The sequence below is a fragment of the Hymenobacter radiodurans genome (assembly GCF_004355185.1).
In the GTDB taxonomy this organism is placed as follows: Bacteria; Bacteroidota; Bacteroidia; order Cytophagales; family Hymenobacteraceae; genus Hymenobacter; species Hymenobacter radiodurans.
Window position 1 is genome coordinate 4,376,375 of sequence record NZ_CP037922.1, and the last position, 20,920, is coordinate 4,397,294.

Sequence of the window (20,920 nt, forward strand, 5' to 3'; positions counted from 1 at the left end):
CAATAATCAAACAGACAGCTCAGCCTCCAGTAAAGCTGCCAGGTGAGGAAGCAAACGATTTTCTACTTCAGTAATTGGTACTGCGTAGCCCAACTCCTGCTGTAGAGAGGTAACAGTTTTGTCGGTGATGCCGCAGGGCACGATATGGCCGAAATACGTGAGGTCGGTATTTACGTTAAGCGCAAAGCCGTGCATGGTCACCCAACGGCTGCACTTCACCCCCATTGCGCAGATTTTGCGCGGCTGGGTGGCATTTTCCTCAAAGTCCAGCCACACGCCCGTTAGGCCGGCGATGCGGCCAGCAGTTAACCCGTATTCAGCTAGCGTACGAATAATAGCTTCTTCCAATACGCGTAGGTAGCGGTGGATATCGGTGAAGAAATTGTCGAGGTCAAGAATAGGATAACCTACCAACTGGCCGGGGCCATGATAAGTAATGTCACCTCCCCGATTGATACGGTGAAACGTTGCTCCATGTAAGGCCAGTTCCGCTTCACTTAACAACAGATTTTCTTCTTTACCACTTTTGCCCAGCGTGTACACATGGGGGTGTTGGCAGAGCAGTAGGTAGTTGGGAGTCGGCTTGGGGGGCAAATTTGCTTCCGCGGCTTGCCGATTTTGCGTTTTTATAGCTACCGTAGCAGCCAGCAATTCCTCCTGATACGCCCACGCAGCTTCATACTCAATCAACCCGAGCCGCTCCACAATGACGTGGCGATTTTGCCCCCCAGCAGGTGCCACAGGCAAAAGCGCAGCCGTCGTTATTGAAGCAGGATTTGTATTCATCGATAAACGCTGAAATAAAGGCACAAAGGTACTATATTCAGCGCCAAACCCAACCCACAACCATCTTGCCATGCCTGGCTCCAGCCATCTGCTTGGTCACGCCGGCGAAGCGGCCGCGGCCGATTTTTTTCTAAAGCAGGGCTATACCGTCGCCCACCAAAACTACCGTTACCGGCGCGCTGAGGTAGACCTAATTGTGCAGCGAAGCACCGCATTACTGGTTTTTGTGGAAGTAAAAACGCGCTCCTCCAGCCAATACGGCTACCCCGAAGAATTCGTAACGGAGCGCAAGCGTCAGCTTTTCCGCTTAGCTGCTGATCAGTATCAGGAAGAGGTAGACTGGCGCGGCGATATTCGCTTTGATATTCTGGCGCTCACCCAACTTACCGATGGCTTTCGCATCGAACACTTCGAGGATGCCTTTTACTAACCGATACTCTTATAGTAAAGTATGGCTGTAAAATGAGCAGCTTATTTCTGCTTTGACCCCGGCCGATCAGTAACAGCGTCGCGCTTGTCGAGCTTATCTTTCTCGTACACCAGCACTCCGTTGCGGTTATATTCCTTAAAAAGAACTGGTTCCTTTACCTCGGGGTCGTAGCCGTTTTCTCCATAGAGATATTCGTAGTGCCGACGGTTACGAAAACCCCAGTACTTAGCCCACTCTCCTACTTTTTTGCCGTTCTCAAACTGCCCATCCCAGTCCTTCTGCCCATTCTCCAGAAAGCGAGCGTATTCGCCTTCCAGCTTCCCGTTGTAGTAAGGTATTATCTCTTTGATCTTTGTGCGCTCCGCATCGTAATACGTGATTTCGGCGTCGCGCGGAAAGCCTTTCTCGTAGTGAATCTTCGTTAGCAGAATTCCTTCCCGATTGAACCGCTCCCAGCGCAAGTGCTTTGCTCCTATGGCGAAGTAGCCTGTTTCTACAATTTTGCCCCCCTGCATTTTTTTGTAAGGCCCATGCAGCACTTTATTATCGCCGGGGTCCACGCCCGCTCTGTCCTGCACAATCCGGCCTTTGCGCGCATCGAAATAATAGCGCGTAGGCACATACGGATCAGTGGGCTTGGGAGTGCGCATATAATAGAACTGCTCCGTAATCTGGTTGCGCCCCTTTGCTCCTGACTTCACGTAGGCCTTCTTGATTGGCTCCCCGAGGAAGATATTCTTCTTCTTTTTTGGCTTGCGCTCCGCGGCTTTTTCTTTTGCCCGGGCCGCCCGGGCCTCTTCTTTACTGAGCGTTACCTTCTTAGCAATCTTCCCACCCGTTGTGTCGCTAGTCTGAACCAACGAATCAGACAGCGTTGTGAGTGCTGGATCATCAGCCTTACTATTAAAGGAAACCGTTTTGCGTGAGCAAGCAGCGGCAGCTAATCCCAGCAAAACCAGCAGAACAAGTGAAAAGCGAAAGAAGCGCATCGATGAAATAAGCAATATTCAAAGCCTCGAACGTAAAGATAACCTGATTTGGTGCCCGGCTTAATTTTGCCCCCCAAACGTGGTGGAAAGAAGTTATTTCAGAATGGGAAGTTTTACCAAAACAAAACCCGCTGACTTACTAGTCAACGGGTTTTGTACTACTTAAAACTACGTGTACTATTTAGTACTACTCGGCAGCCAGTAAATCGGTGCTGCGCTTCACAAAGGCCGTTAAGGCTTCACCTTTCAACATATTCTGCGACAGCAAAGCCAGATCGAATGCCTGACGGGCCAGCTTGCGGCCCGCTTCTTCATCGGCTTGCAGCACCCGTTGCGTAATGGCGTGGTTCGCATTCACGCTTACGGTGTAGCTGTCCGGCAGTGAGCCAAACATCGCCATTCCACCGCCGCCACCTGTGCGCTGCATATCCTTCATGCGGCGCATAAACTCAGGCATTGTAATAAGTACGGGCGCTTCCTGCGGCGACAAAGCATCTACCTGCACATGCATTTGCTCGTTGCTGATGGCCTTCGAGAACAGCTCCTGCAAGCGCGTTTTGTCGTCGTCGCTGAGTACGCTTTCGGTCGTTTCATCCTTCTCGATCAGCTTACCGATGGTATCAGCGTCGACACGCTTGAACGTGGTCTTTTCGAGCTTCTGCTCTAGCTGGCCGATAAAGTGCGGATCGAGCACGGCTTCCAGTTTCAGCACATCGTAGCCCCTATCTTGGGCGGCCACTACGTAGCCATGCTGTGCTTCAGCGTCGGTGCTATACAGGATAACCAACTGATCGTTTTTATCCTTTTGATTGGCTTGCACAAACTCCTGGTACTCACTGAGGGTAAAGAATTTGCCCCCCACGTTCTGTACCAAGGCAAAATCCTTCGCCTTCTCATAAAACTTCTCGTCCGACAGCATGCCGTACTTCACAAACAGACCGATATCCGACCACTTTTGCTCGTAACCAGCCCGATCTTTCCGGAACAGCTCACCCAGCTTATCGGCTACCTTCTTGGTGATATAGGTATTGATTTTCCGTACGGCCGCATCGGCCTGCAGGAAACTACGCGACACGTTCAGCGGAATATCCGGCGAGTCGATTACGCCGTGCAGCAGCATCAGGAACTCGGGCACTACATCTTTTACCTCATCGGTAATAAATACCTGCCGCGAGTAGAGCTGAATCTTATTGCGCTGGAATTGCAGTTCATCCTTCACCTTCGGGAAGTACAGAATGCCCGTCAGGTTGAAGGGATAATCTACATTGAGGTGAATCCAGAATAGCGGTGCCTCCGAGAACGGATACAGTTCCTGATAGAATTTGGTGTAGTCCTCATCCGTCAGTTCGGCCGGCTGCTTGGTCCAGATCGGTTGCGTTTGGTTAATGACCGTGCCTTCGAACTCAATTTCGATGGGCAGAAACTTGCAGTACTTGGTCAGGATGTTCCGTAGGCGAGCCTCTTCCAAAAACTCGTCGGAATCGGCGGCTACGTGCAGCACTACGTCAGTGCCGCGCTCTGCTTTCTCGGTAGTTTCGAGCGTAAACTCCGTGCTACCGTCGCAAGTCCAATGCGCACCTTCGGTACCTTCTTTATACGACTGAGAGAAAATCTCTACTTGATCGGCTACCATGAAAGCCGAGTAGAAACCCAAGCCAAACTGACCGATAATCTGGTCTTTAGTCGCAGCATCCTTCTCCTTATACTTTTCTACAAACTCAGTAGCGCCGGAGAAAGCAATCTGGTTGATGTACTTCTTGATCTCCTCGCCCGTCATGCCGAGGCCACGGTCCGAGATGGTGATTTTGCGCGCTTCCTTATCTAAGGTTACCCGCACTTTCAGCTCGCCCAGTTCGCCCTTGAACTCGCCTAGTTGCGCCAAGCTCTTCAGCTTTTGGGTGGCGTCCACGGCATTGGAAACCAACTCCCGCAAAAAGATCTCGTGATCGGAGTAGAGAAACTTCTTGATGATGGGGAAGATGTTCTCGGTGTGAATCGAGATACTACCTGTCTCTTGCATAGCGCCTTAAAAAATGAGTCTTGAAATAAAAAGTGGACAGAATTGCAGGACTCTATGAGCCCGCTTCCTGAATGCAGCGGATTTCAAAACCTGTTCCACGCTACTCGCGGCTGCCAGTTTGACACCTGTTTATATCTCAACTACAGCTTATCAGCCGAAAGCCGAAGTATAAAGCAAGTCTGTGTACACCTGATATAAAGGAAAGGCAACACTAGTCTTTAGCAACAAAATTTTGTGCTTGCAGACCCTTCTAGCTATCACAACCGATTGCACTCTCCTATCGCAAACGCTTGCATAGTTTATCTAAAATTAGCCTGTTACTGAATCGATTACGGCACCGTAGTACGATTCTAACTTGGCAGCTGCTGTTGCCTGAGTGCACATTTACTACTACCTAATAACTAACCATTTACAACAAATTCCACATATGATGACACTTCGACGCTTAAGCTTTCTCCTTACAGCTTTAGCCATCACTCTGACCGCCTATGGTCAGAACGCCCCGGTAACGCTGCAAGCCGAAGCTGGTACACTTCGGGCCACAAGCACGCCTGCGGCTATTACATTTTTAACCGAAGCAAGCACCGGAACTGGCTTTATCCGGGTAGTTGGAGATCTTGTTCGAGACGCGAACAATGGCGCTTCAAGTCCTAATGCCGACAGCCGGGTGCTTACTTACACGGTTACGTTTCCGGGGCCTGGTGTATATGATCTGTACGCCAGAGCACGCGTAGGTTCAGGTAATTTCGACGATGACAGTTACTACGTACCGAACTCATTTGGTACTCGGTCGGCCTCCGATGCTAGCCAATGGCGAATTGCCAACGGTCTGGCTGGTGGCGGGTACACAACTGCTACGGATGTCGTTTCGGCCAGCGGTCCTGGTGGAGCCAGTAACACGTGGAGATGGTTTCGGATATCAGCATTTGATGGTGGAAGTACATTCACGGTACCAGCAGGTAGCTTAACCCAGACGTTTGAAATTGGTAGCCGCGAGAATGGGTTGGACATCGATAAGTTCGTATTTGGGGCTTCAGGCGTATTTTTCACCGTGAGCAACCTCGACAATGGCCAACAAGGCTCTACTACGCCACCCCCGCCGCCATTTGTTCCCCCTGGCCCTCCGGTTGCTACTGGTAAGCCCAAATTTGTAGGCGGCGCTTTGAGCAACTCTCAGGGAGTTAATTTCGATAAATATTGGAACCAGGTGGTGTCGGAGAACGACGGCAAATGGGGCAGCGTAGAAGCCACTCGTGACGTGATGAACTGGACTGGTCTCGATTTGGCCTATAATCAAGCCAAGCGCCAGAATGTACCATTTCGGATGCACGTGCTGGTGTGGGGCAACCAACAGCCTGCTTGGATCGAAAATTTGCCCCCCGCCGAGCAGTTAGAGGAAATAAAGGAGTGGTTTGCGGCCGTGGCGCAGCGCTACCCCGATATTGCCTTCCTAGAAGTAGTAAATGAGCCCACTAACGACCCGCCCTTTAAGCGGAATGCGACGGACCAAGGCAGCGGCAATTATATTGAGGCCCTCGGTGGTAATGGCACTACCGGCTGGGATTGGGTAATCAATTCCTTTAAGCTGGCTCGTGTATATTTCCCGAATACGCCGCTGATGCTCAACGACTATAGTGTTGAAAATGTAACGTCCAACACCCAGCGCTACCTGAACATCATCAACTTACTGAAGCGCGAAAACCTGATTGACGTGATTGGTATTCAGGGCCACGCCTTCTCCACTCGTCCTACTCCGGCCGCCACGCTCACAAACAACCTGAACTTGTTGGCCACCTCTGGCCTGCCATTGTACATCACAGAATTTGATGTCGATGGTTTGCAGGACGATGTACAACTAGCCGAGTATCAGCGGGTGTTTCCATTATTCTACGAACACCCCGCCGTGAAAGGCATTACGCTGTGGGGCTACCGGCCCGGGCACTGGCGCACCGCCCAAGGAGCGTACATAGCGTATGAAAACGGCGCCGAGCGCCCCGCCTTGAAATGGTTGCGCGAATACGTGCAAGGCACTACCCTATCGACAATCACGACGGCGACGAGTTTGGCTGCTACTACTTTCTGCGGCAGCAGCACGCTCCAGGTGCCATTCAGCGCCAATGGCGTAGTAGCCTCCAACCAAACCTACACGGCTGAGCTTTCGGATGCTACCGGCAGCTTCGCGACTTTTACGGCCCTTGGCTCTATTACAGCATCAACTGCCGGTAACTACGCTATCAACGCCACTATTCCAGCTAATACGCCGGAGGGTACGCGCTACCGCATTCGGGTAACAAGCAGCAATCCTAGTGTGCTGGGCAATGCCAACACCACCAACCTAACGATCAATCCGGTGTTTACGGCCCCTGAAGTTGTCGTGATGCCAGTCAATGCTGTGTATACTGGTGGTGTACCCACCAACATTTATCTGGGCTACGGTCCGCAGAGCGTTATACTCGCGGCCAGTGGCGGGGCCAGCTATGCTTGGCAAGGACCAGCTGGACTGAGCAGCACCTCCATTGCTGATCCGGTATTCACGGCTACGGAAGCGGGCACCTTCACCTTCACTGCCACCATCACCAATGAAGTTGGCTGCACCACTACCAAGCAAGTAACCCTGACCGTAGTGGATGTGCGGTGCAGCAACAACAATAACTCTCCCAAGGTGCTGATTTGTGTCAATGGCAAGGTAGTGTGCGTTGCTAAAAGTGCTGTTCCCGCTCTGCTCACGTATACCAAAGGGATAGTTAGACTAGGCGACTGCACCACGGGCACCAACGCCGACTTGGCAGTGCTGAAAGAGAAGCTCATTCGCTTATTTGAAGCTTACCCCAATCCATTTAATGGGCGCACTACCGTGCGTTTCCGCTCTACTGAGTCAGGGCAAGCCCAGCTGCAAGTCTACAATCCGTATGGGCAGCTTGTAGCCACTCCCTTCAACGGCCGAGCCGAAGCAGGCCGAGAATATGAAATTTCGCTGGACGGAACCTCGTTGCCCGAAGGCATTTATACCGGCCGTTTAATCACAAATGGCAAAGTGGAAACCCTGCGTATGATGGTCGTTAAATAACGACCTGTTACCTGAAAAGTATGCCATAGAAAAGGGCGGCTGAAATCAGCCGCCCTTTTTATATTCTCAAAAACCGATTGATTTCTGGCAACTCAACTACACAAATAAAGCATCAGGATTACCTGCTGCAGGTTTTTTGGAGGCGGGACGAAGGGCAGCCACAACGCGGCGCAGTAATCGTGCGGACAGTGTTTTCATAGCGTGGGTGGTAACAGGGTGGGTTATATATCTTTATACTCCAAATGTCGGCAGTAGTTGTGTCCCGAATGTTCTTGAAATGTTATGCTTTCGTTGCATCGGTAGCATACGGGCAATTGGGGGCTTTTTTTAAGAGGCCGACTGCCATTCAGCCAGCAACGCCAGCATATGAATAGGAGAGTTGGTTAGCCAATCCAGCGCCGAGCCAGGGTCAGCAAAAAACTGCACATCGAAGCGAGTGATTTGCCGGCTGAATCCTAATAAGCTTTCTACGACCATCTGATTGTAGGTAGCAGCGGGTGGAACAACTACAGCTACATGCTGCACGGATTGGGCCGCTACGCGGGGAAACCAGCTAACGCCCACCCAAATCTGTTCCTTCATGCTCAACTCAGGTAAGCCGTTCATATCTACCAGCACGCGCTTGATTTGATGCGTCTGCACCAGCTCAGCTAGGTAGTTCATGGCCTGAGCAAAGCTGTGCAGCGAACTACCACCGCACCACTGGTAGCGCAACAGGCACAAGGATTCATCGTACTGCACCCGCAGACAATCTATTTGAGCAAGTATCATCTTGAAAATAAAAGCCAGAAGCTTTTTAAAGTGCTAAAAGCAAAGCAACGATTATAAGTAGCGAATTGCTTGCCAGTAATTTTCATTTAAGAGTGTAATAGCTTATTTATTTACGCATTAAGAATAGATTATATACTTTATGAACACTGATGATATAATGCTTTCCCTAGTAGATTAGCCAGTACTGCTCTCTCTTGTTTCTTTAATTCGTATAAAAATAGCAACCAGTATAAATCCGGATCGGTTTGAGGTGTAGCTCCGTAGTTTTGACAATTAAGGCTACGCTCTTCAATTAATTCTGGGGAGCTTTTATCAGCCCGCAAATAGTTAATAAGTTGATTTAACTACCTATTATCATTTTCCGCGTACTTTTGTGTACTCCCTTCTGACACATTGTTGCAAATGCGGACTTTGCGTTCCCGTCTGGCTCTTCTACTGCTGCTCTGCTTTACGCGGGTGCTGCTGCCCGACGCGTGGATACTGGCGCTGCACCAGCACGAGCACACACTGGAGGAATCGGCGCAAGCTACCCGCGTTGATAAAGCGCAGGACAAGGCCTTGCTCACGGTTCAGCACCAGCACTGTCAGGTCGATCATTTCTATAACGTCCCCTTCCAAGTACCAGCGCCGCTGGAGTTGCCATTCGTGGTACTTTATGCCCATCAGGAGGCTGTGGGGGGCTTTTTGGCTGATGCACATCGGAGTGTGCAAGTGGCGCGCCTGCGGGGCCCACCCACCCAGGCTTAGCTTCTTTTCCCAGCCACATTGCCGATGAATTTGCTCCCCAGGGGCTAATTCTACCTGCGTTTCTCTACTGCTATGCAGTAAAAGCTGCTCTCCGACAATTTTCATAAGGCGCTTTAGGTTCCAACCCTACGTTCAGGCAACCAAGCCGCCCAAGGCAAGAGCAGCCACGACGGCAACGCCTCTTTGCAGGCAGCAAGATGCGCCAGCAGGATCGTAGCGTGCGCAATGGCTGGCATTTCAGTTTTCCACTATCAATTGATGGGCTGCGCGTGCGTAGTTGCCCACTGAACCTATGTTTATGACGCGTATCATTCTGACCGCCGGGCTGTTGCTGCTGGCGGGGGCGTTTTTGCCCAAAAACCATCTTCTCCTCCGGCCTCATCCACTAGCCGCGCCCTCGCCGCACCCATTACAGGACGCATCGTTGACCAAGCCACCGGCGAGCCGCTCCCGTCGGCCACCATCCTCTTTCCAGATCTGCGACGATTTACAGCCACGGGCCCCGATGGCGCCTTCCGCTTCACCAATCTACCCAAAGGTCGTTTTTTGATGCAAGTGCGCAGCTTAGGCTACACTACTGTAGTGCGCACTGTGGATACCGGCACTGGGCAGCCACTCGATATTGCGCTGGTTCCGGCGGCCACCGAAATTGGGCAGGTGGTAGTTACGGGCGTATCGGCAAGCACGGAGATGCGCCGCTCTCCCATCCCGACTACCGTCGTAAACCGTACCCAACTGAATCAGATGGCGGCTACCAATGTAGTTGATGCCATCGCGCACACCCCTGGCCTCTCGCAAATCACGACCGGCGTAGGCATCAGCAAACCCATTATTCGGGGTTTGGGGGCCAACCGGGTGATAACACTAAACAATGGCGCCCGCCAAGAAGGCCAGCAGTGGGGTGATGAGCACGGCATCGAAATCGACGAAGCCGGCATCGACCGAGCCGAAGTTATCAAAGGCCCCGGCAGCCTACTCTACGGCTCCGATGGCTTGGCCGGCGTCGTCAATTTTGTGGCCCCGACCCCGTGGAAGAAGGCAAGATCATCGGCTCAGTATCGACTAACTACCAGACTAATAATAGCTTGCTAGGTTACTCCGTGATGAACGCCGGCAACCTCAACGGCTTCAACTGGATGGCTCGCAACAGCGGCAAAGTAGCCAGCAACTACCGCAACCCTTATGATGGCCGCGTATTCAACTCGGGCTTTCGGGAGCTAAATGGCAACGGTTACATCGGCCTGAATAAAAGCTGGGGCTATTCGCACCTCACCCTTAGCACCTTCAATCAGCTCGTAGGTTTGGTAGAAGGCGACCGAGATACTATTACGGGCCAGTTTCTGAAGCCAGTTGCTCGCGGCGCCGATAACATAGTAGGCGAGCCCCAGAGCGAAGATGCCCTGCGCACCTACACGTTGCAGGTGCCCCGCCAGCAGATTAATCATTTGCGCATCGGCACTGAGAACAACTTTATTTTCAACCAAAGCCGCCTAACGCTCAACGTGGGCTGGCAGCAAAACCTGCGTCGCGAGTTTGGCAACCCCGCCGACTACTACGAAGAGTCGCTGTTCTTTCAGCTTCGTACCGTAGACTATAGCCTGCGCTATTTTTTGCCCGAAGTGAACGGCTGGAATACCACCATTGGGACCAGCGGTATGCGGCAGCAAAACGTGAATAAAGGCGTTGAGTTCCTGATTCCGGCTTACCAACTGTTCGATGCTGGCGCGTTTGCGGTCACCAAGAAAACATTTGGCAAGCTCGATCTGAGCGGCGGCCTACGCTACGACTGGCGCCGCATTGAGGCCGATAACCTTTACCTTGATGCCGAAGAACAGCCCGTGCCCGCGCCGACGGGAGAAATGAAATTTCCGGGCTTTGTGAGCACATTCCGGAATGTATCGGGTAGCGTGGGGGGCTCTTTTGAGGCTACCGAGAAGCTCGTGCTCAAAGCCAACGTGGCCCGTGGTTTCCGGGCACCTAATATTGCCGAGCTAGGCTCCAATGGCATTCATGAGGGTACTATTCGCTACGAAATTGGCAACCCCGCGCTGAAGGCCGAAACCAGCTTTCAGCTTGACGCGGGGGCCAGCTACGAAACCGAGCACGTAGGCCTGCGCATCGATGCTTTCCGCAACCAGATTCAGAACTACATCTTTCCCCGCCGCCTGCCCGGCGCAACCGGCGCCGATTCGCTTTCGGTCGACGGCGACCCTGTTTTTGTGTATGGCCAGGGCGATGCGCGCCTGCTGGGGGGCGAATTTACAATTGATATCCACCCTCACCCGCTCGACTGGCTTCACTTCGAGAATAGCTTTTCGATAGTGCGGGCCCAGGAGCGCAACCAGCCCGACAGCCTGCGCAATCTGCCCTTCATTCCCGCCGACCGGCTACAATCAGAGGTGCGCGTCAATTTTAATAAAGTAGGTACTCACTTCGCCAACCTCTATGCCCGCGCCGGTATTGAGCACACGTTTGCTCAAAATAGATTCTTCTCCGCTTTCGGCACCGAAACTCGCACGCCTGGCTACACCCTGACCAATGCCAGCATTGGCACCGACGTGGTAACGTCGCAAGCCAAAACGCTGTTTTCTATTTATTTAACGGGCACCAACCTCTTCAACGTAGGGTACCAAAGCCATTTGAGCCGATTGAAATACGCAGCTTTCAACCCCGCGAATGGTCGTAGTGGCGTATTTAATATGGGCCGCAATGTGAGCGTGAAGCTGGTGGTGCCACTAGTGTTTAAGTAGAAATAACTATACTGAGCTATGGCACACGCTCACCACCACGGTCACGATCACCATCACGCCGTTCCCACTGAGGGCGACTATAGCCAAGCTTTTGCTATAGGTATTGCGCTGAATATGGTTTTTGTGGTGGTGGAAGCGGCGGGCGGCCTTTGGGCTAACTCTTCGGCACTGCTTTCCGATGCGGGCCACAATCTGAGCGATGTACTAAGCCTGGCGCTGGCCTGGGGGGCTACTCGCTTGGCCCGCCGACCCGCTTCCGAGCGCTACACTTATGGCCTGAAGAGCGCTACTATTCAGGCGGCTTTGCTGAATGCCGCCCTGCTGTATGCCGCACTAGGCATTATCCTCTGGGATGCCATCGACCACTTGCTCCACCCCACGCCCGTCGACGGCCGCGTTGTGATGCTGCTAGCTAGCATCGGCATTGTGGTCAATGGCTTCACGGCGTGGCTGTTCCGGCGCGGGCAGCAGGGCGACGTAAACGTGCGTGGCGCTTATATGCACATGCTCACCGATGCCTTGGTGTCGGCGGGCGTGGTGGTTGGGGGCGCCCTCGTGCTCTGGACGGGTTGGCTGCGGCTCGATGCGCTAATCAGCTTCGGTATTCTGGGACTGATTGCGTACAGCTCGTGGAGCTTGCTGCGCGAAACCGTACAGCTCAGCCTACAAGCCGTACCGCCGGGCATCGACCTAGCTGCTGTGCGTCAGTTTTTGCTGTCCTGCCCCGGCGTTACGCAGGTCCACGATCTACATGTGTGGCCCCTAAGTACCCGCGATACCGCCCTTTCGGCCCACCTCGTGCGTCCGGGCGGCGCCAACAACGCCTTTCTGCATGAGCTACAAACCACGTTAGAAGCTACGTTTGGTATCAGCCATTGCACCGTGCAGATAGAAGATACGGTGCCAGTAGCAGGCAGCCACGGCGGCTGCGAAGTATAAGACTGCTCATTATAGGCAGGCTGGGGGGCTTTTTTGCCAAAAAATCTTCACCTTCACCGGACCCAAAATCAGCATATCTACCCAACCTTGCTTTTATGAGTAAACCCGCTGCTCCAGTTCCCATTTTGCCCCCCGAAACTAAACACGCCTCTGTATTTAGCGCCGTGGTGATTGTGGCTGCCCTGGGCTACTTCGTGGATATTTATGACCTGATTCTGTTCAGTATTGTGCGCGTGCAAAGCCTGAATGCACTGGGTGTGACAGATAAAGCGGCCGTCACTAGCCAGGGTCTGTACCTGATCAATATGCAGATGGGCGGCATGCTGCTGGGGGGCATTTTGTGGGGCGTGTTGGGCGACAAGCGAGGCCGGATCTCGGTGCTGTTCGGGTCTATTCTCTTGTATTCGCTGGCCAATATTGCCAACGGCTTTGTGCAGACCATCGATCAGTATGCCTGGCTGCGGCTCATTGCGGGCATCGGTTTGGCCGGAGAGCTAGGGGCTGGAATTACGCTGGTAGCCGAAAGTTTGCCGAAAGAAAAGCGTGGGTACGGCACCATGATAGTGGCCACCGTGGGCGTATCGGGAGCTATGCTGGCCTACTGGGTGGGCGAGCGGTTTGGTTGGCGCAACGCTTACTTTATCGGTGGCGGACTGGGTTTAGCACTGCTGCTATTACGCGTCAGCGTCTACGAGTCAGGCATGTTTGAGCAAGCCAAGCGCAGCGAGGCCGTGCGCGGCAGGTTCCTGGATTTATTCACCAACGGCCCGCGCCTGGCCAAATACATAAAGTGCCTGCTAATCGGTGTGCCACTGTGGTTTGTCGTGGGCATTCTGATCACGCTGGCGCCGGAGTTTGGGCGGGAGTTGGGTGTGCAGGGCGAGGTAACGGCCGGCTTGGCGGTGTTCTGGTGCTATTTCGGGCTAGTATTTGGTGATTTTGCCAGCGGCGGGCTAAGTCAAATCTGGCGAAGCCGCAACCGCGCGTTGCAAGTGTTCCTAGTATTCTGCGGACTCATGGTGGCGGCCTACTTGTTTGGCTTGCGAGGCGCCAGCACCACTACTTTCTATGCGGTATGCTTCGTGTTGGGCTTATCCGTGGGTTTCTGGGCGTTGTTTGTAACCGTGGCAGCTGAGCAGTTCGGCACCAATCTGCGGGCCACGGTAGCTACTACGGCTCCTAATTTTGCCCGCGGCTCCGTAATAATTCTGGCTCCCACCTTTCAGTTTCTCACTGGCCCACTTGGCCTTATCGGGAGCGCGGCTGTTTTGGGTGTGGTATCGTTGCTGATAGCATTCTGGAGCGTAAGCACTCTGCCTGAGAGCTACGGCAAAGACCTTGATTATCTGGAAGTTTCATAAGTATCAGTATTTGGCAACATTCGGCTGCTTCGTACCGTTTCAGGCTAAACAGCGGCAAGTCCGACCTATCATGAAAAAATTAGCAAGTATTCTTACCCTGGTTGGCATCGCTTTACTAAGCCACACCGCCCAGGCCCAAACTACTACCGTTGACTCTACTCAATTGCGGATTCAGCAACAGCAAGAGGCGTTAAAAACCAATGAGCAGGCTCTGAAGGAGCAGCGCAAGGAACGCGAGAAGACTGCCGACGCGATTGATAATCAGCGCGACGACATGCGTAAGCAGAAAAAGGAAATGGATCGTCAGGAGGACGAGATGCAGGCTAATCGTCGGGCGCAGAAAAAGCAGATAGAAGGTCAAGAACTAGATCTAAAAGCTACTAAGCAACGCGAAAAAGCCCGGCAGGCAGAGTTGAAAGCCGAACGGCTTCGCTTAAAAGCAGAACGTAAGCGCTCCTAAGCATTTGTCTGTAAGCCGGCGCTTTACGTAGGCAGTTCAGACACAATTACCCTTGTAAAAACTCCAGCCCATCGGCTGGAGTTTTTTATGTTCACACGCTCACTTCACCCCTTATTAATGGCCAATCTACCGACCAAAAACACCGCTCGCTATTATCCGCTGCACCATTTCGTTCTGCTGCCAGCGGCGCTCATTATGGCCTTCTACACCGGCCGGCGCTACGCTGAGGTAGCCGGCGACGACTCAGATCTGTCGCGGCTCTGGTTTTCCATCATGGCGCTGGCCGTTATCGGGTTAGGTGTGCTGGTAATGCTACGTCAGCATTATGCCCTTACTTTGCAAGACCGCCTGATTCGGCTGGAGGTACGGCAACGGTATTTTGAGGTCACGGGTCAAAGCCTGCGGCCGTTGGAGGATCGGCTTTCGCTAAAGCAGATTCTGTCACTACGCTTTGCCGGCGATGCCGAGTTGGCTGGCTTGGTGCAGGCTACTATCAGCGAAAATTTGCCCCCCAAAACCATTCAGGCTCGTATTCAAGAGTTTCACTTCGATCCTATGCGGGTGTGAGGAAAGCTTACACCGATCAAATGGCTGCCTGACCATTTAACAATCAACCGTTTACATCATGATTCTTTACAACGTAACAAGCAGCATCGAGCCAGAAATAGCGGACGAGTGGCTGGCTTTTATGCAAGAAACCCATATGCCGGAGGTGATGGCCACTGGTTTTTTCATCCGCAGTCAGCTCTGCCGTCTGCTCAATGAGGAAGAAGGAGGCATCACCTACGCAGCGCAATACTACTGCGCTAGCCTGGAGCAGCTCGAAGAGTACCAGCGCATATCCGCCCCCGGCTTGCGCGCCGACCTCGAAATTCGCTTTCCCGGTCAGTACGTTTCTTTCCGCACCGTGCTGGAGGTAATGGACTGACAGCAAGTTGCGACTTAATAAAAAAGCCCCCCAGATGATTCCGGGGGCTTTTTTGATTGAGTTAGTCGCTCATCTACGCATTATTCACCGCTGCTTCCGCAGCGGGGGCACAGGCATAAGCTTGCAGCTGCTCGGCGTTGAGGTTGCCGTTGAACCACTCCGGGTCGAGGTTGGCCCCAATCTTCTTGTAGAAGCCGATAGCGGGCTCGTTCCACTCCAGCACCTGCCATTTCATACGATTAGCGCCGGTAGCGCGGGCTTCAGCCACTACCGCGTCGAAAAGCAGTTTGCCGAGGCCCGTACCGCGCACTTCTTCCGTCACGACCAAGTCTTCCAGAAACAGCATCCGGCCCTTCCAGGTAGAGTAGGCGGTGTAGTACAAAGCCAGCCCCACGATCTGCTGGGGGGCTTTTTCGGCTACAAAAAACTTAAAAATGGGGTCTGGCCCAAAACCGTCGCGCTCCATATCGGCCAGGGTATTGGTCACCTCGTGAGGGGCGCGCTCATACACGGCTAGTTCCTGAATAAGAGCCAGCACTTGGGGCAAATCGGCGCGAATGCCGCGGCGGATGGTCGTCATCAGTGGAAAGATCAAAGGTATATTATGACAAACGTAGCCCTTAGTGAAGAAGAGCCGAAAAGCACAATGAGCAATAGCTCCAAATTGGCTATTGCTCATTGTGCAGTTTTACTTTTTAAGCGCTCAATTACATCTGAGGCTGCATTTTCTTGATGCTCTCGGTGGCGTTGACGGCGTTTATCTCGCGGGGCACATTGGAGTCGGGCTTGCCGCCGGTGGTATCGGCAGCGGCGGGAATGGGCGGCAGGGGCTTTACAGCCACATTCTCGTCCATGTTCTTATAATCCGGATTCTTGCACGAGGTCACGGATAGGGTCAGGGAAGTGCCGGCCAACAGACCGAGCACAAGCGTTTTCTTCATAAACAGCCGAATAAGGCGGGCAATTGGGTTTCGGGCCGCAAGATACAAAGCGACCCGCGAAAGGTTAGTACGGAAAAAAGCCCCCCAATGGCTATTCCTTCCCAGATTCAGTCCAAGCTCAACCGCTGGGGGCTTTTTTACGCCTATTTTCCGTAGGGATTCAGGCCCATGCTGTAGTAGGTAAAGGCCCAAACATCGGCCCATTCCTGAATTTGCAGCTTGGTGCTTTTGCCCGCGCCGTGGCCCGCATTTACGTCTACGCGAATAAGCTGCGGATTAGCGCCACCTGCTTTTTCCTGCAAAGCCGCCGCAAATTTAAACGAGTGCGCCGGCACCACGCGGTCGTCGTGGTCGGCGGTGGTAATCATGGTGGCCGGGTAGTCGGCGCCTTGCTTCAGCGTATGCAGGGGCGAGAAGCTATAAAGATTCTGAAACTGGGCGTAGTTGTCGGAGGTGCCGTACTCGGGCGCCCAGTTCCAGCCAATCGTAAACTTCTGATAGCGTAGCATGTCCATCACGCCCACAGCCGGCAGCGCTACGCGGGCTACATCGGGGCGCTGAATCATGGTGGCGCCCACCAGCAAACCGCCATTTGAGCCGCCTGCAATAGCCAAGTGCTTAGGCGAGGTGTAGTTCTGCACCGATAAGTACTCGGCGGCGGCAATAAAATCGTCGAATACGTTTTGCTTGTTGGGCGTCATACCGGCTTTGTGCCAGGCCTCGCCGTACTCGCCGCCACCGCGCAGATTAGCCACGGCCAACACTCCCCGTTTTCCAGCCACAGCATGCGCGCTACGCTAAACGATGGAGTCAGGGAGATATCGAACCCGCCGTAACCGTAGAGGTAAGTCGGGTTTTTGCCGTCCAACTTCAGTCCTTTCTTGTGCACGATAAACATCGGAATCTTCGTGCCGTCTTTGCTGCTATAAAAGACCTGCGTCGTTAAATAGTCATCAGGCTTCACCTCCACTTTGGGAGCCTGAAATATTGTGCTTTGCTTGGTAGCGAGGTCGTATTTGTAAATGGTGGTCGGATACGTGAACGAGGTGAAAGCGTAGTACACTTCCTTGGCATCACGGCGTCCGCCAAATCCAGCGGCCGTGCCAATGGCCGGCAGTTCCACATCATTTTGAAACTCGCCAGTCTCGCTGTACACTTTTACCTGACTGCTCGCGTCTTTTAGATAAGTAGCAATGAGGCGGCCACCCACGTGCTCCACGTTATCAATCTTATAAGTGGTTTCGGGCAGCACCGTTTTCCAGTTGGCTTGCTGCGGCTTTTTGGGGTCGATGAGCACCAAACGGTACAAAGGCGCCTGGTAGTTGGTGAGCACCAACAATTTGCCCCCCACGTTGCCCACTACCGAGTTGTTGTGCTCGTAGCTGCTGATGAGCGTCGTGAATTTATCGGCCTGCTTCGGGTCGGTGAGGTCGCGCACGGCTAAGCGGTTGCCGTCGGCCACGCCATCGGTAAGGCTTAGCACCAAGAATCTCTCATCTTCCGTGGTGCCCGCAAACCGGAAGCCCAGCGGCATTTTCTTGTCTTCATACACCAGCTTATCCGTCTTTTGCGGGGTACCAAGCTTGTGGTAATAGACTTTGTGAAACTCGTTTTTGCCGGCCAGCTGGTTTTCGCCCGACTTAGGCGCGGCGTACCGACTGTAGTAAAAACCATCCTTGGCCCACGCCACCCCCGATACCTTTACCCACTCCAGCTCATCCTTAAGCGGCAAGCGCGTCTTGATGTCCAGCACTTTCACCTTCAGCCAATCGGAACCCCCGCCAGAAGTCGAGTAGGCCATGTAGCGGTGATCATTGGAGAAATAAGTACCCGTCAGAGCTGTAGTGCCGTCGGTGGAGAACTTATTTGGGTCGAGCAGGACTTCTGGCAGGCTCTGGGGGGCATTTTTCTGCACGTACAGCACGGCCTGGTTTTGCAAACCGTCGTTTTTGGAGAAATACAGCTGCCCATCTTCCACTTGCGGCACACCGTAGCGCTCGTAGTTCCAGATGTTGGTAAGCCGCTCCCGTATCTGGTCGCGAAACGGTATTTTCTCTAAGTAGCCAAAAGTCAGCTTGTTCTGAGCCTCCACCCACGCCTTGGTTTCGGGCGAGTCGAGGTCTTCAAGCCAGCGGTACGGGTCGGCAACGGACGTGCCGTGGTAATCGTCTACCTGATCAGATTTGCGGGTTTCGGGGTACTTCACAGGGGAGCTAGACGGGGTAACGGCCGCCATATGAGGGTTAGCGGAATAAGTAGTAGCCGATTTGGCAGTGGGTCCCGCCGAGCGGCAAGCCGCCAGCGCCAGCAAAGCTAGCAGCGGATATTTAGGGATGTGCATGAGGTGTGGGAGCAGCAGAGTAGATGTCGAAGATAGCCGACAGCTTTTCTTTAATAGTTTATTCAGACAGCTATTGTTATAAGTTAATACTCGAATTATTGGGCTGCCTTAGCTGCCTATGCGTCCTATTTTTGGAATAACCTGAATTAGGAAGCGCTTATTGTCACCTTCGCGCGAGCCGCGGTAACGGCCAGTACCATAGAAGCCGCTGCCACCAATTATCAGTTCGATGTTGCTGTCCTGGCTGAAGTTGAGGCCATTCTGCTTCCAGAAGTTCAGCAAATTCAGCGCCCGGCGGTAGCTGAGCTGATAGGTAAGCTGCTCCTGCGTGCGGTTACGTGAATCGTTGCCGGCGTAGCGCGCCGCCATGCCTTCCACAATCACCAAATAACGCACCGGCTGCTCCGTCTTAATGGTTTTGAGCACAGAACGCAGCGTGCGTCCGGCCTGTAAAAGCGCGGGCTTGTACGCATCCTGAATTTCATCCTGCCCAGCCTTAAACTGCACCGGCACGAGCAATTCGTGGCGCTCCAGATTCGGGTCGTAGCGGAAGTATTTGCCTTCCAGCCGCTGCAACGAGCGCCGAATTTTAGTAATCTGCTCCAACTCTTCCGCTTTGGCTTTCAGGTCGCCATTAGCCTTTTTCAGGTCGTTTTCGCGGTCTTTAAACAGCTTGAAGCTGTACACAAACAGCACCAGCATCACCACAAACAACGACGTCATCAGGTCCACGTAACTGGGCCAGAAAAAGTCGTTGGAAGAGCGGTTTTGAGAATCCTGCATGAGTAGAATATGTAACGCAAAGAAGTACTTTATCTCGCGTCAGAGTCGTTATAAATCGTTGTAAAAAGCCCCCCACAAGACGAATAAGGCTACGCTTAGCTTACTGTGGCTTCACGCCGCCAAACAAGCTGTCCATCGCCCGCTGCATGCGGTTTTTGGCTGTAGCTTTTACCAATACCTCATTTAGTGTGGACAGCTCCATCAGAATTTTGGCTTGGATCTGCGAGTCCATCTCGATTTTGCGCATCAGCTCGCGCTGGGTAGCGGTCACATCGCGGGATAGGTTTTTCTGCTCGGCGTCCAGGTTTTTGAAGGGCTCCAAGTAATGCGTAATTCGGTCGAAAACGTTCTCCTCGTTGAGGCGCTGGAAGTACTGCCCCCACTTTTCGTAGGCCTGTTGGGCGTCGCGCTCGTGGAAGCTTAAGCGCTGCTGCATCAGGTCGGTGAGGCGGCCGGTGGCTAGGTCGAAATACTGCTCCGTGCGGGCCGCTACGTTGGTCATTTCCTTCTCGTGGCGCTGGAAAAAGTCGAGCTGGTGCTGAATCAGGTTATCGTGCTGGCCGATGTACTGCCCGACGTTGTTGATGCCGCGCTCAAAGCCCGTCAAACGGTCCAGAATGCTCCGCACAGCGTTAGCAGTGGCGGTACCCTCTTCTAGCATTTGATTGAGCCGCTGCTGATAACCGACGAACGAGCCGAACAGCTCCGCCGACTCCCGCACTTTGTCGAACACGGCTAAGTTGGCATTCGCCATCTTATCAAACCCAATTTCATTGAGCTTCACCAGAAAGTCGCGCTGCACTTTCACGTTCTCCGTCAGCGTCCCGATGATGGGCTCGAAGATCGTGACTTTGCTTATAAAATCTTGATTAAAAGCATCCAAAACCCCTTTTAGAGTCGACAAGCTGTTCGCCATGTCGTTGTGCAGCACGGGCAGCAAGCGTGCTTGCAAAAAAGTGTAATACCTATTCTGACCTTGGTCGAGCTGCTGATGCGCCTTCCGCACCAAACCATTGCCCAGCAACGTCAGCAGCAATCCCACAAAGCTGCCGGTCATGGCGATGAGTACGCCGGTCAGGAAAGGCGTGAGCGCATCTTCATCTGATACTCCATTTCGCGCAATACCTACTAAGCCCAGAATTACGCCCAAAAAGGTCCCTAGCAGGCCCAGATACAAGGGCGTGGCCACATTCGCCTGCACCGCATTTTCCAGCACCTGCGACTGCCGCTCCGAGATATCTTTTAGGATACCGAAGTCAGCAGCGGCGCCTTTGTTATGGCGCAGATAATCGTTGGTATCGGTCAGGATTTCCTGAAAGTCGGCGGGCACGGCGTCCGCCCGAATCAGGTCGATGAGGTACGCATCGGCGGGCGCATTGGCGGCGTAGGGGGGCAAATCCTCGCCGGACGGCGTTACCAATCGACGCTCCACCCGGAGCGTATTTTTGGCCGGATAAATCTGCGCTAATCGTTGGGCCTGCGCGCGGGTTTGCAGAAACGTGCGGATCTGCAAGCCCACCACCACGAGCACAACAATTATTTCAAGAACGATTTCAAGCATCAAGCAAGAGTTTGTAGAAACACACACCGCCGCGTTTGACTTACGC

Annotated in this window: 21 protein-coding genes; 11 read left to right on the forward strand and 10 right to left on the reverse strand. The window is 53.2% G+C overall.

From position 1 onward, the window contains the following. Nucleotides 1–6: 6 nt before the first annotated feature. Nucleotides 7–786, reverse strand: a complete 780-nt coding sequence (lipB, locus tag EPD59_RS19850) for a lipoyl(octanoyl) transferase LipB (RefSeq protein WP_133274294.1) — start codon at nucleotides 784–786, stop codon at nucleotides 7–9. 70 nt (nucleotides 787–856) lie between these two features. Here lipB and EPD59_RS19855 point away from each other — a divergent pair, with 70 nt between their 5' ends. Beyond that, nucleotides 857–1,216, forward strand: a complete 360-nt coding sequence (locus tag EPD59_RS19855; RefSeq protein WP_133274295.1) for a YraN family protein — start codon at nucleotides 857–859, stop codon at nucleotides 1,214–1,216. Nucleotides 1,217–1,257: 41 nt separating this feature from the next. On the opposite strand, the gene EPD59_RS19860 is transcribed toward EPD59_RS19855, so the two are convergent. Both EPD59_RS19860 and htpG read right to left on the reverse strand, forming a co-directional pair. After that, nucleotides 1,258–2,205, reverse strand: a complete 948-nt coding sequence (locus EPD59_RS19860) for a toxin-antitoxin system YwqK family antitoxin (RefSeq protein ID WP_133274296.1) — start codon at nucleotides 2,203–2,205, stop codon at nucleotides 1,258–1,260. Nucleotides 2,206–2,392: 187 nt separating this feature from the next. Next, nucleotides 2,393–4,225, reverse strand: coding sequence for a molecular chaperone HtpG (gene htpG / locus EPD59_RS19865; RefSeq protein ID WP_133274297.1), 1,833 nt, complete (start codon nucleotides 4,223–4,225; stop codon nucleotides 2,393–2,395). Between the two features lie 427 nt (nucleotides 4,226–4,652). Between htpG and EPD59_RS19870 the strand changes: the two genes are divergently transcribed. Further along, nucleotides 4,653–7,292 carry an endo-1,4-beta-xylanase gene (locus tag EPD59_RS19870; protein ID WP_133274298.1) on the forward strand — a complete coding sequence of 880 codons (2,640 nt, stop codon included), beginning with the start codon at nucleotides 4,653–4,655 and terminating at the stop codon, nucleotides 7,290–7,292. Nucleotides 7,293–7,619: 327 nt separating this feature from the next. Here the strand turns inward: EPD59_RS19870 and EPD59_RS19875 are convergent, their stop codons facing one another. After that, nucleotides 7,620–8,063, reverse strand: coding sequence for a hypothetical protein (locus tag EPD59_RS19875; protein ID WP_133274299.1), 444 nt, complete (start codon nucleotides 8,061–8,063; stop codon nucleotides 7,620–7,622). 402 nt (nucleotides 8,064–8,465) lie between these two features. Here EPD59_RS19875 and EPD59_RS19880 point away from each other — a divergent pair, with 402 nt between their 5' ends. The 9 genes from EPD59_RS19880 to EPD59_RS19915 all read left to right on the forward strand — a co-directional run bounded on the left by EPD59_RS19880 (nucleotide 8,466) and on the right by EPD59_RS19915 (nucleotide 15,248). Beyond that, nucleotides 8,466–8,810 carry a hypothetical protein gene (locus tag EPD59_RS19880; RefSeq protein ID WP_133274300.1) on the forward strand — a complete coding sequence of 115 codons (345 nt, stop codon included), beginning with the start codon at nucleotides 8,466–8,468 and terminating at the stop codon, nucleotides 8,808–8,810. A 298-nt stretch (nucleotides 8,811–9,108) separates the two neighbouring features. Then, complete coding sequence (locus tag EPD59_RS22925) at nucleotides 9,109–9,360, forward strand: hypothetical protein (RefSeq protein ID WP_240731520.1); 252 nt, start codon at nucleotides 9,109–9,111, stop codon at nucleotides 9,358–9,360. Further along, nucleotides 9,273–9,902: a TonB-dependent receptor gene (locus EPD59_RS19885; RefSeq protein WP_240731773.1), complete on the forward strand. Its 630-nt coding sequence runs from the start codon at nucleotides 9,273–9,275 to the stop codon at nucleotides 9,900–9,902. Before EPD59_RS22925 ends, EPD59_RS19885 begins: the two co-directional genes overlap by 88 nt. After that, nucleotides 9,839–11,560, forward strand: a complete 1,722-nt coding sequence (locus tag EPD59_RS19890) for a TonB-dependent receptor domain-containing protein (protein ID WP_133274302.1) — start codon at nucleotides 9,839–9,841, stop codon at nucleotides 11,558–11,560. The genes EPD59_RS19885 and EPD59_RS19890 overlap by 64 nt, the downstream gene beginning before the upstream one ends. Before the next feature lie 18 nt (nucleotides 11,561–11,578). Further along, nucleotides 11,579–12,499, forward strand: coding sequence for a cation diffusion facilitator family transporter (locus tag EPD59_RS19895; protein ID WP_133274303.1), 921 nt, complete (start codon nucleotides 11,579–11,581; stop codon nucleotides 12,497–12,499). 95 nt (nucleotides 12,500–12,594) lie between these two features. Further along, nucleotides 12,595–13,860 carry an MFS transporter gene (locus EPD59_RS19900; protein WP_133274304.1) on the forward strand — a complete coding sequence of 422 codons (1,266 nt, stop codon included), beginning with the start codon at nucleotides 12,595–12,597 and terminating at the stop codon, nucleotides 13,858–13,860. 70 nt (nucleotides 13,861–13,930) lie between these two features. Continuing rightward, nucleotides 13,931–14,320 (forward strand): hypothetical protein, encoded by a 390-nt coding sequence (locus EPD59_RS19905; protein WP_133274305.1) that lies wholly within the window; start codon nucleotides 13,931–13,933, stop codon nucleotides 14,318–14,320. Between the two features lie 117 nt (nucleotides 14,321–14,437). Beyond that, a complete protein-coding gene (locus tag EPD59_RS19910) occupies nucleotides 14,438–14,887 on the forward strand; it encodes a DUF6526 family protein (RefSeq protein WP_133274306.1) in 450 nt (149 codons plus the stop codon). Nucleotides 14,888–14,945: 58 nt separating this feature from the next. Then, nucleotides 14,946–15,248, forward strand: a complete 303-nt coding sequence (locus EPD59_RS19915) for a DUF4286 family protein (RefSeq protein WP_133274307.1) — start codon at nucleotides 14,946–14,948, stop codon at nucleotides 15,246–15,248. A gap of 73 nt (nucleotides 15,249–15,321) precedes the next feature. Here EPD59_RS19915 and EPD59_RS19920 read toward each other — a convergent pair whose 3' ends face one another. The 6 genes from EPD59_RS19920 to EPD59_RS19940 form a co-directional block, all read right to left on the reverse strand. Further along, complete coding sequence (locus tag EPD59_RS19920) at nucleotides 15,322–15,828, reverse strand: GNAT family N-acetyltransferase (RefSeq protein WP_133274769.1); 507 nt, start codon at nucleotides 15,826–15,828, stop codon at nucleotides 15,322–15,324. 127 nt (nucleotides 15,829–15,955) lie between these two features. Next, the gene (locus tag EPD59_RS19925) at nucleotides 15,956–16,189 is read right to left on the reverse strand and encodes a hypothetical protein (RefSeq protein WP_133274308.1); all 234 of its coding nucleotides are present in this window, start codon (nucleotides 16,187–16,189) and stop codon (nucleotides 15,956–15,958) included. Between the two features lie 143 nt (nucleotides 16,190–16,332). Next, nucleotides 16,333–16,971, reverse strand: coding sequence for a prolyl oligopeptidase family serine peptidase (locus tag EPD59_RS23910; protein ID WP_317128409.1), 639 nt, complete (start codon nucleotides 16,969–16,971; stop codon nucleotides 16,333–16,335). Beyond that, nucleotides 16,887–18,530 carry a prolyl oligopeptidase family serine peptidase gene (locus EPD59_RS19930; RefSeq protein WP_317128410.1) on the reverse strand — a complete coding sequence of 548 codons (1,644 nt, stop codon included), beginning with the start codon at nucleotides 18,528–18,530 and terminating at the stop codon, nucleotides 16,887–16,889. Before EPD59_RS19930 ends, EPD59_RS23910 begins: the two co-directional genes overlap by 85 nt. 108 nt (nucleotides 18,531–18,638) lie before the next feature. Further along, entirely contained in the window at nucleotides 18,639–19,313 is a 675-nt protein-coding gene (locus tag EPD59_RS19935) for an OmpA family protein (protein WP_133274309.1), read from the reverse strand. A 100-nt stretch (nucleotides 19,314–19,413) separates the two neighbouring features. Further along, the gene (locus tag EPD59_RS19940) at nucleotides 19,414–20,874 is read right to left on the reverse strand and encodes a hypothetical protein (RefSeq protein WP_133274310.1); all 1,461 of its coding nucleotides are present in this window, start codon (nucleotides 20,872–20,874) and stop codon (nucleotides 19,414–19,416) included. Between the last annotated feature and the right edge of the window lie 46 nt (nucleotides 20,875–20,920).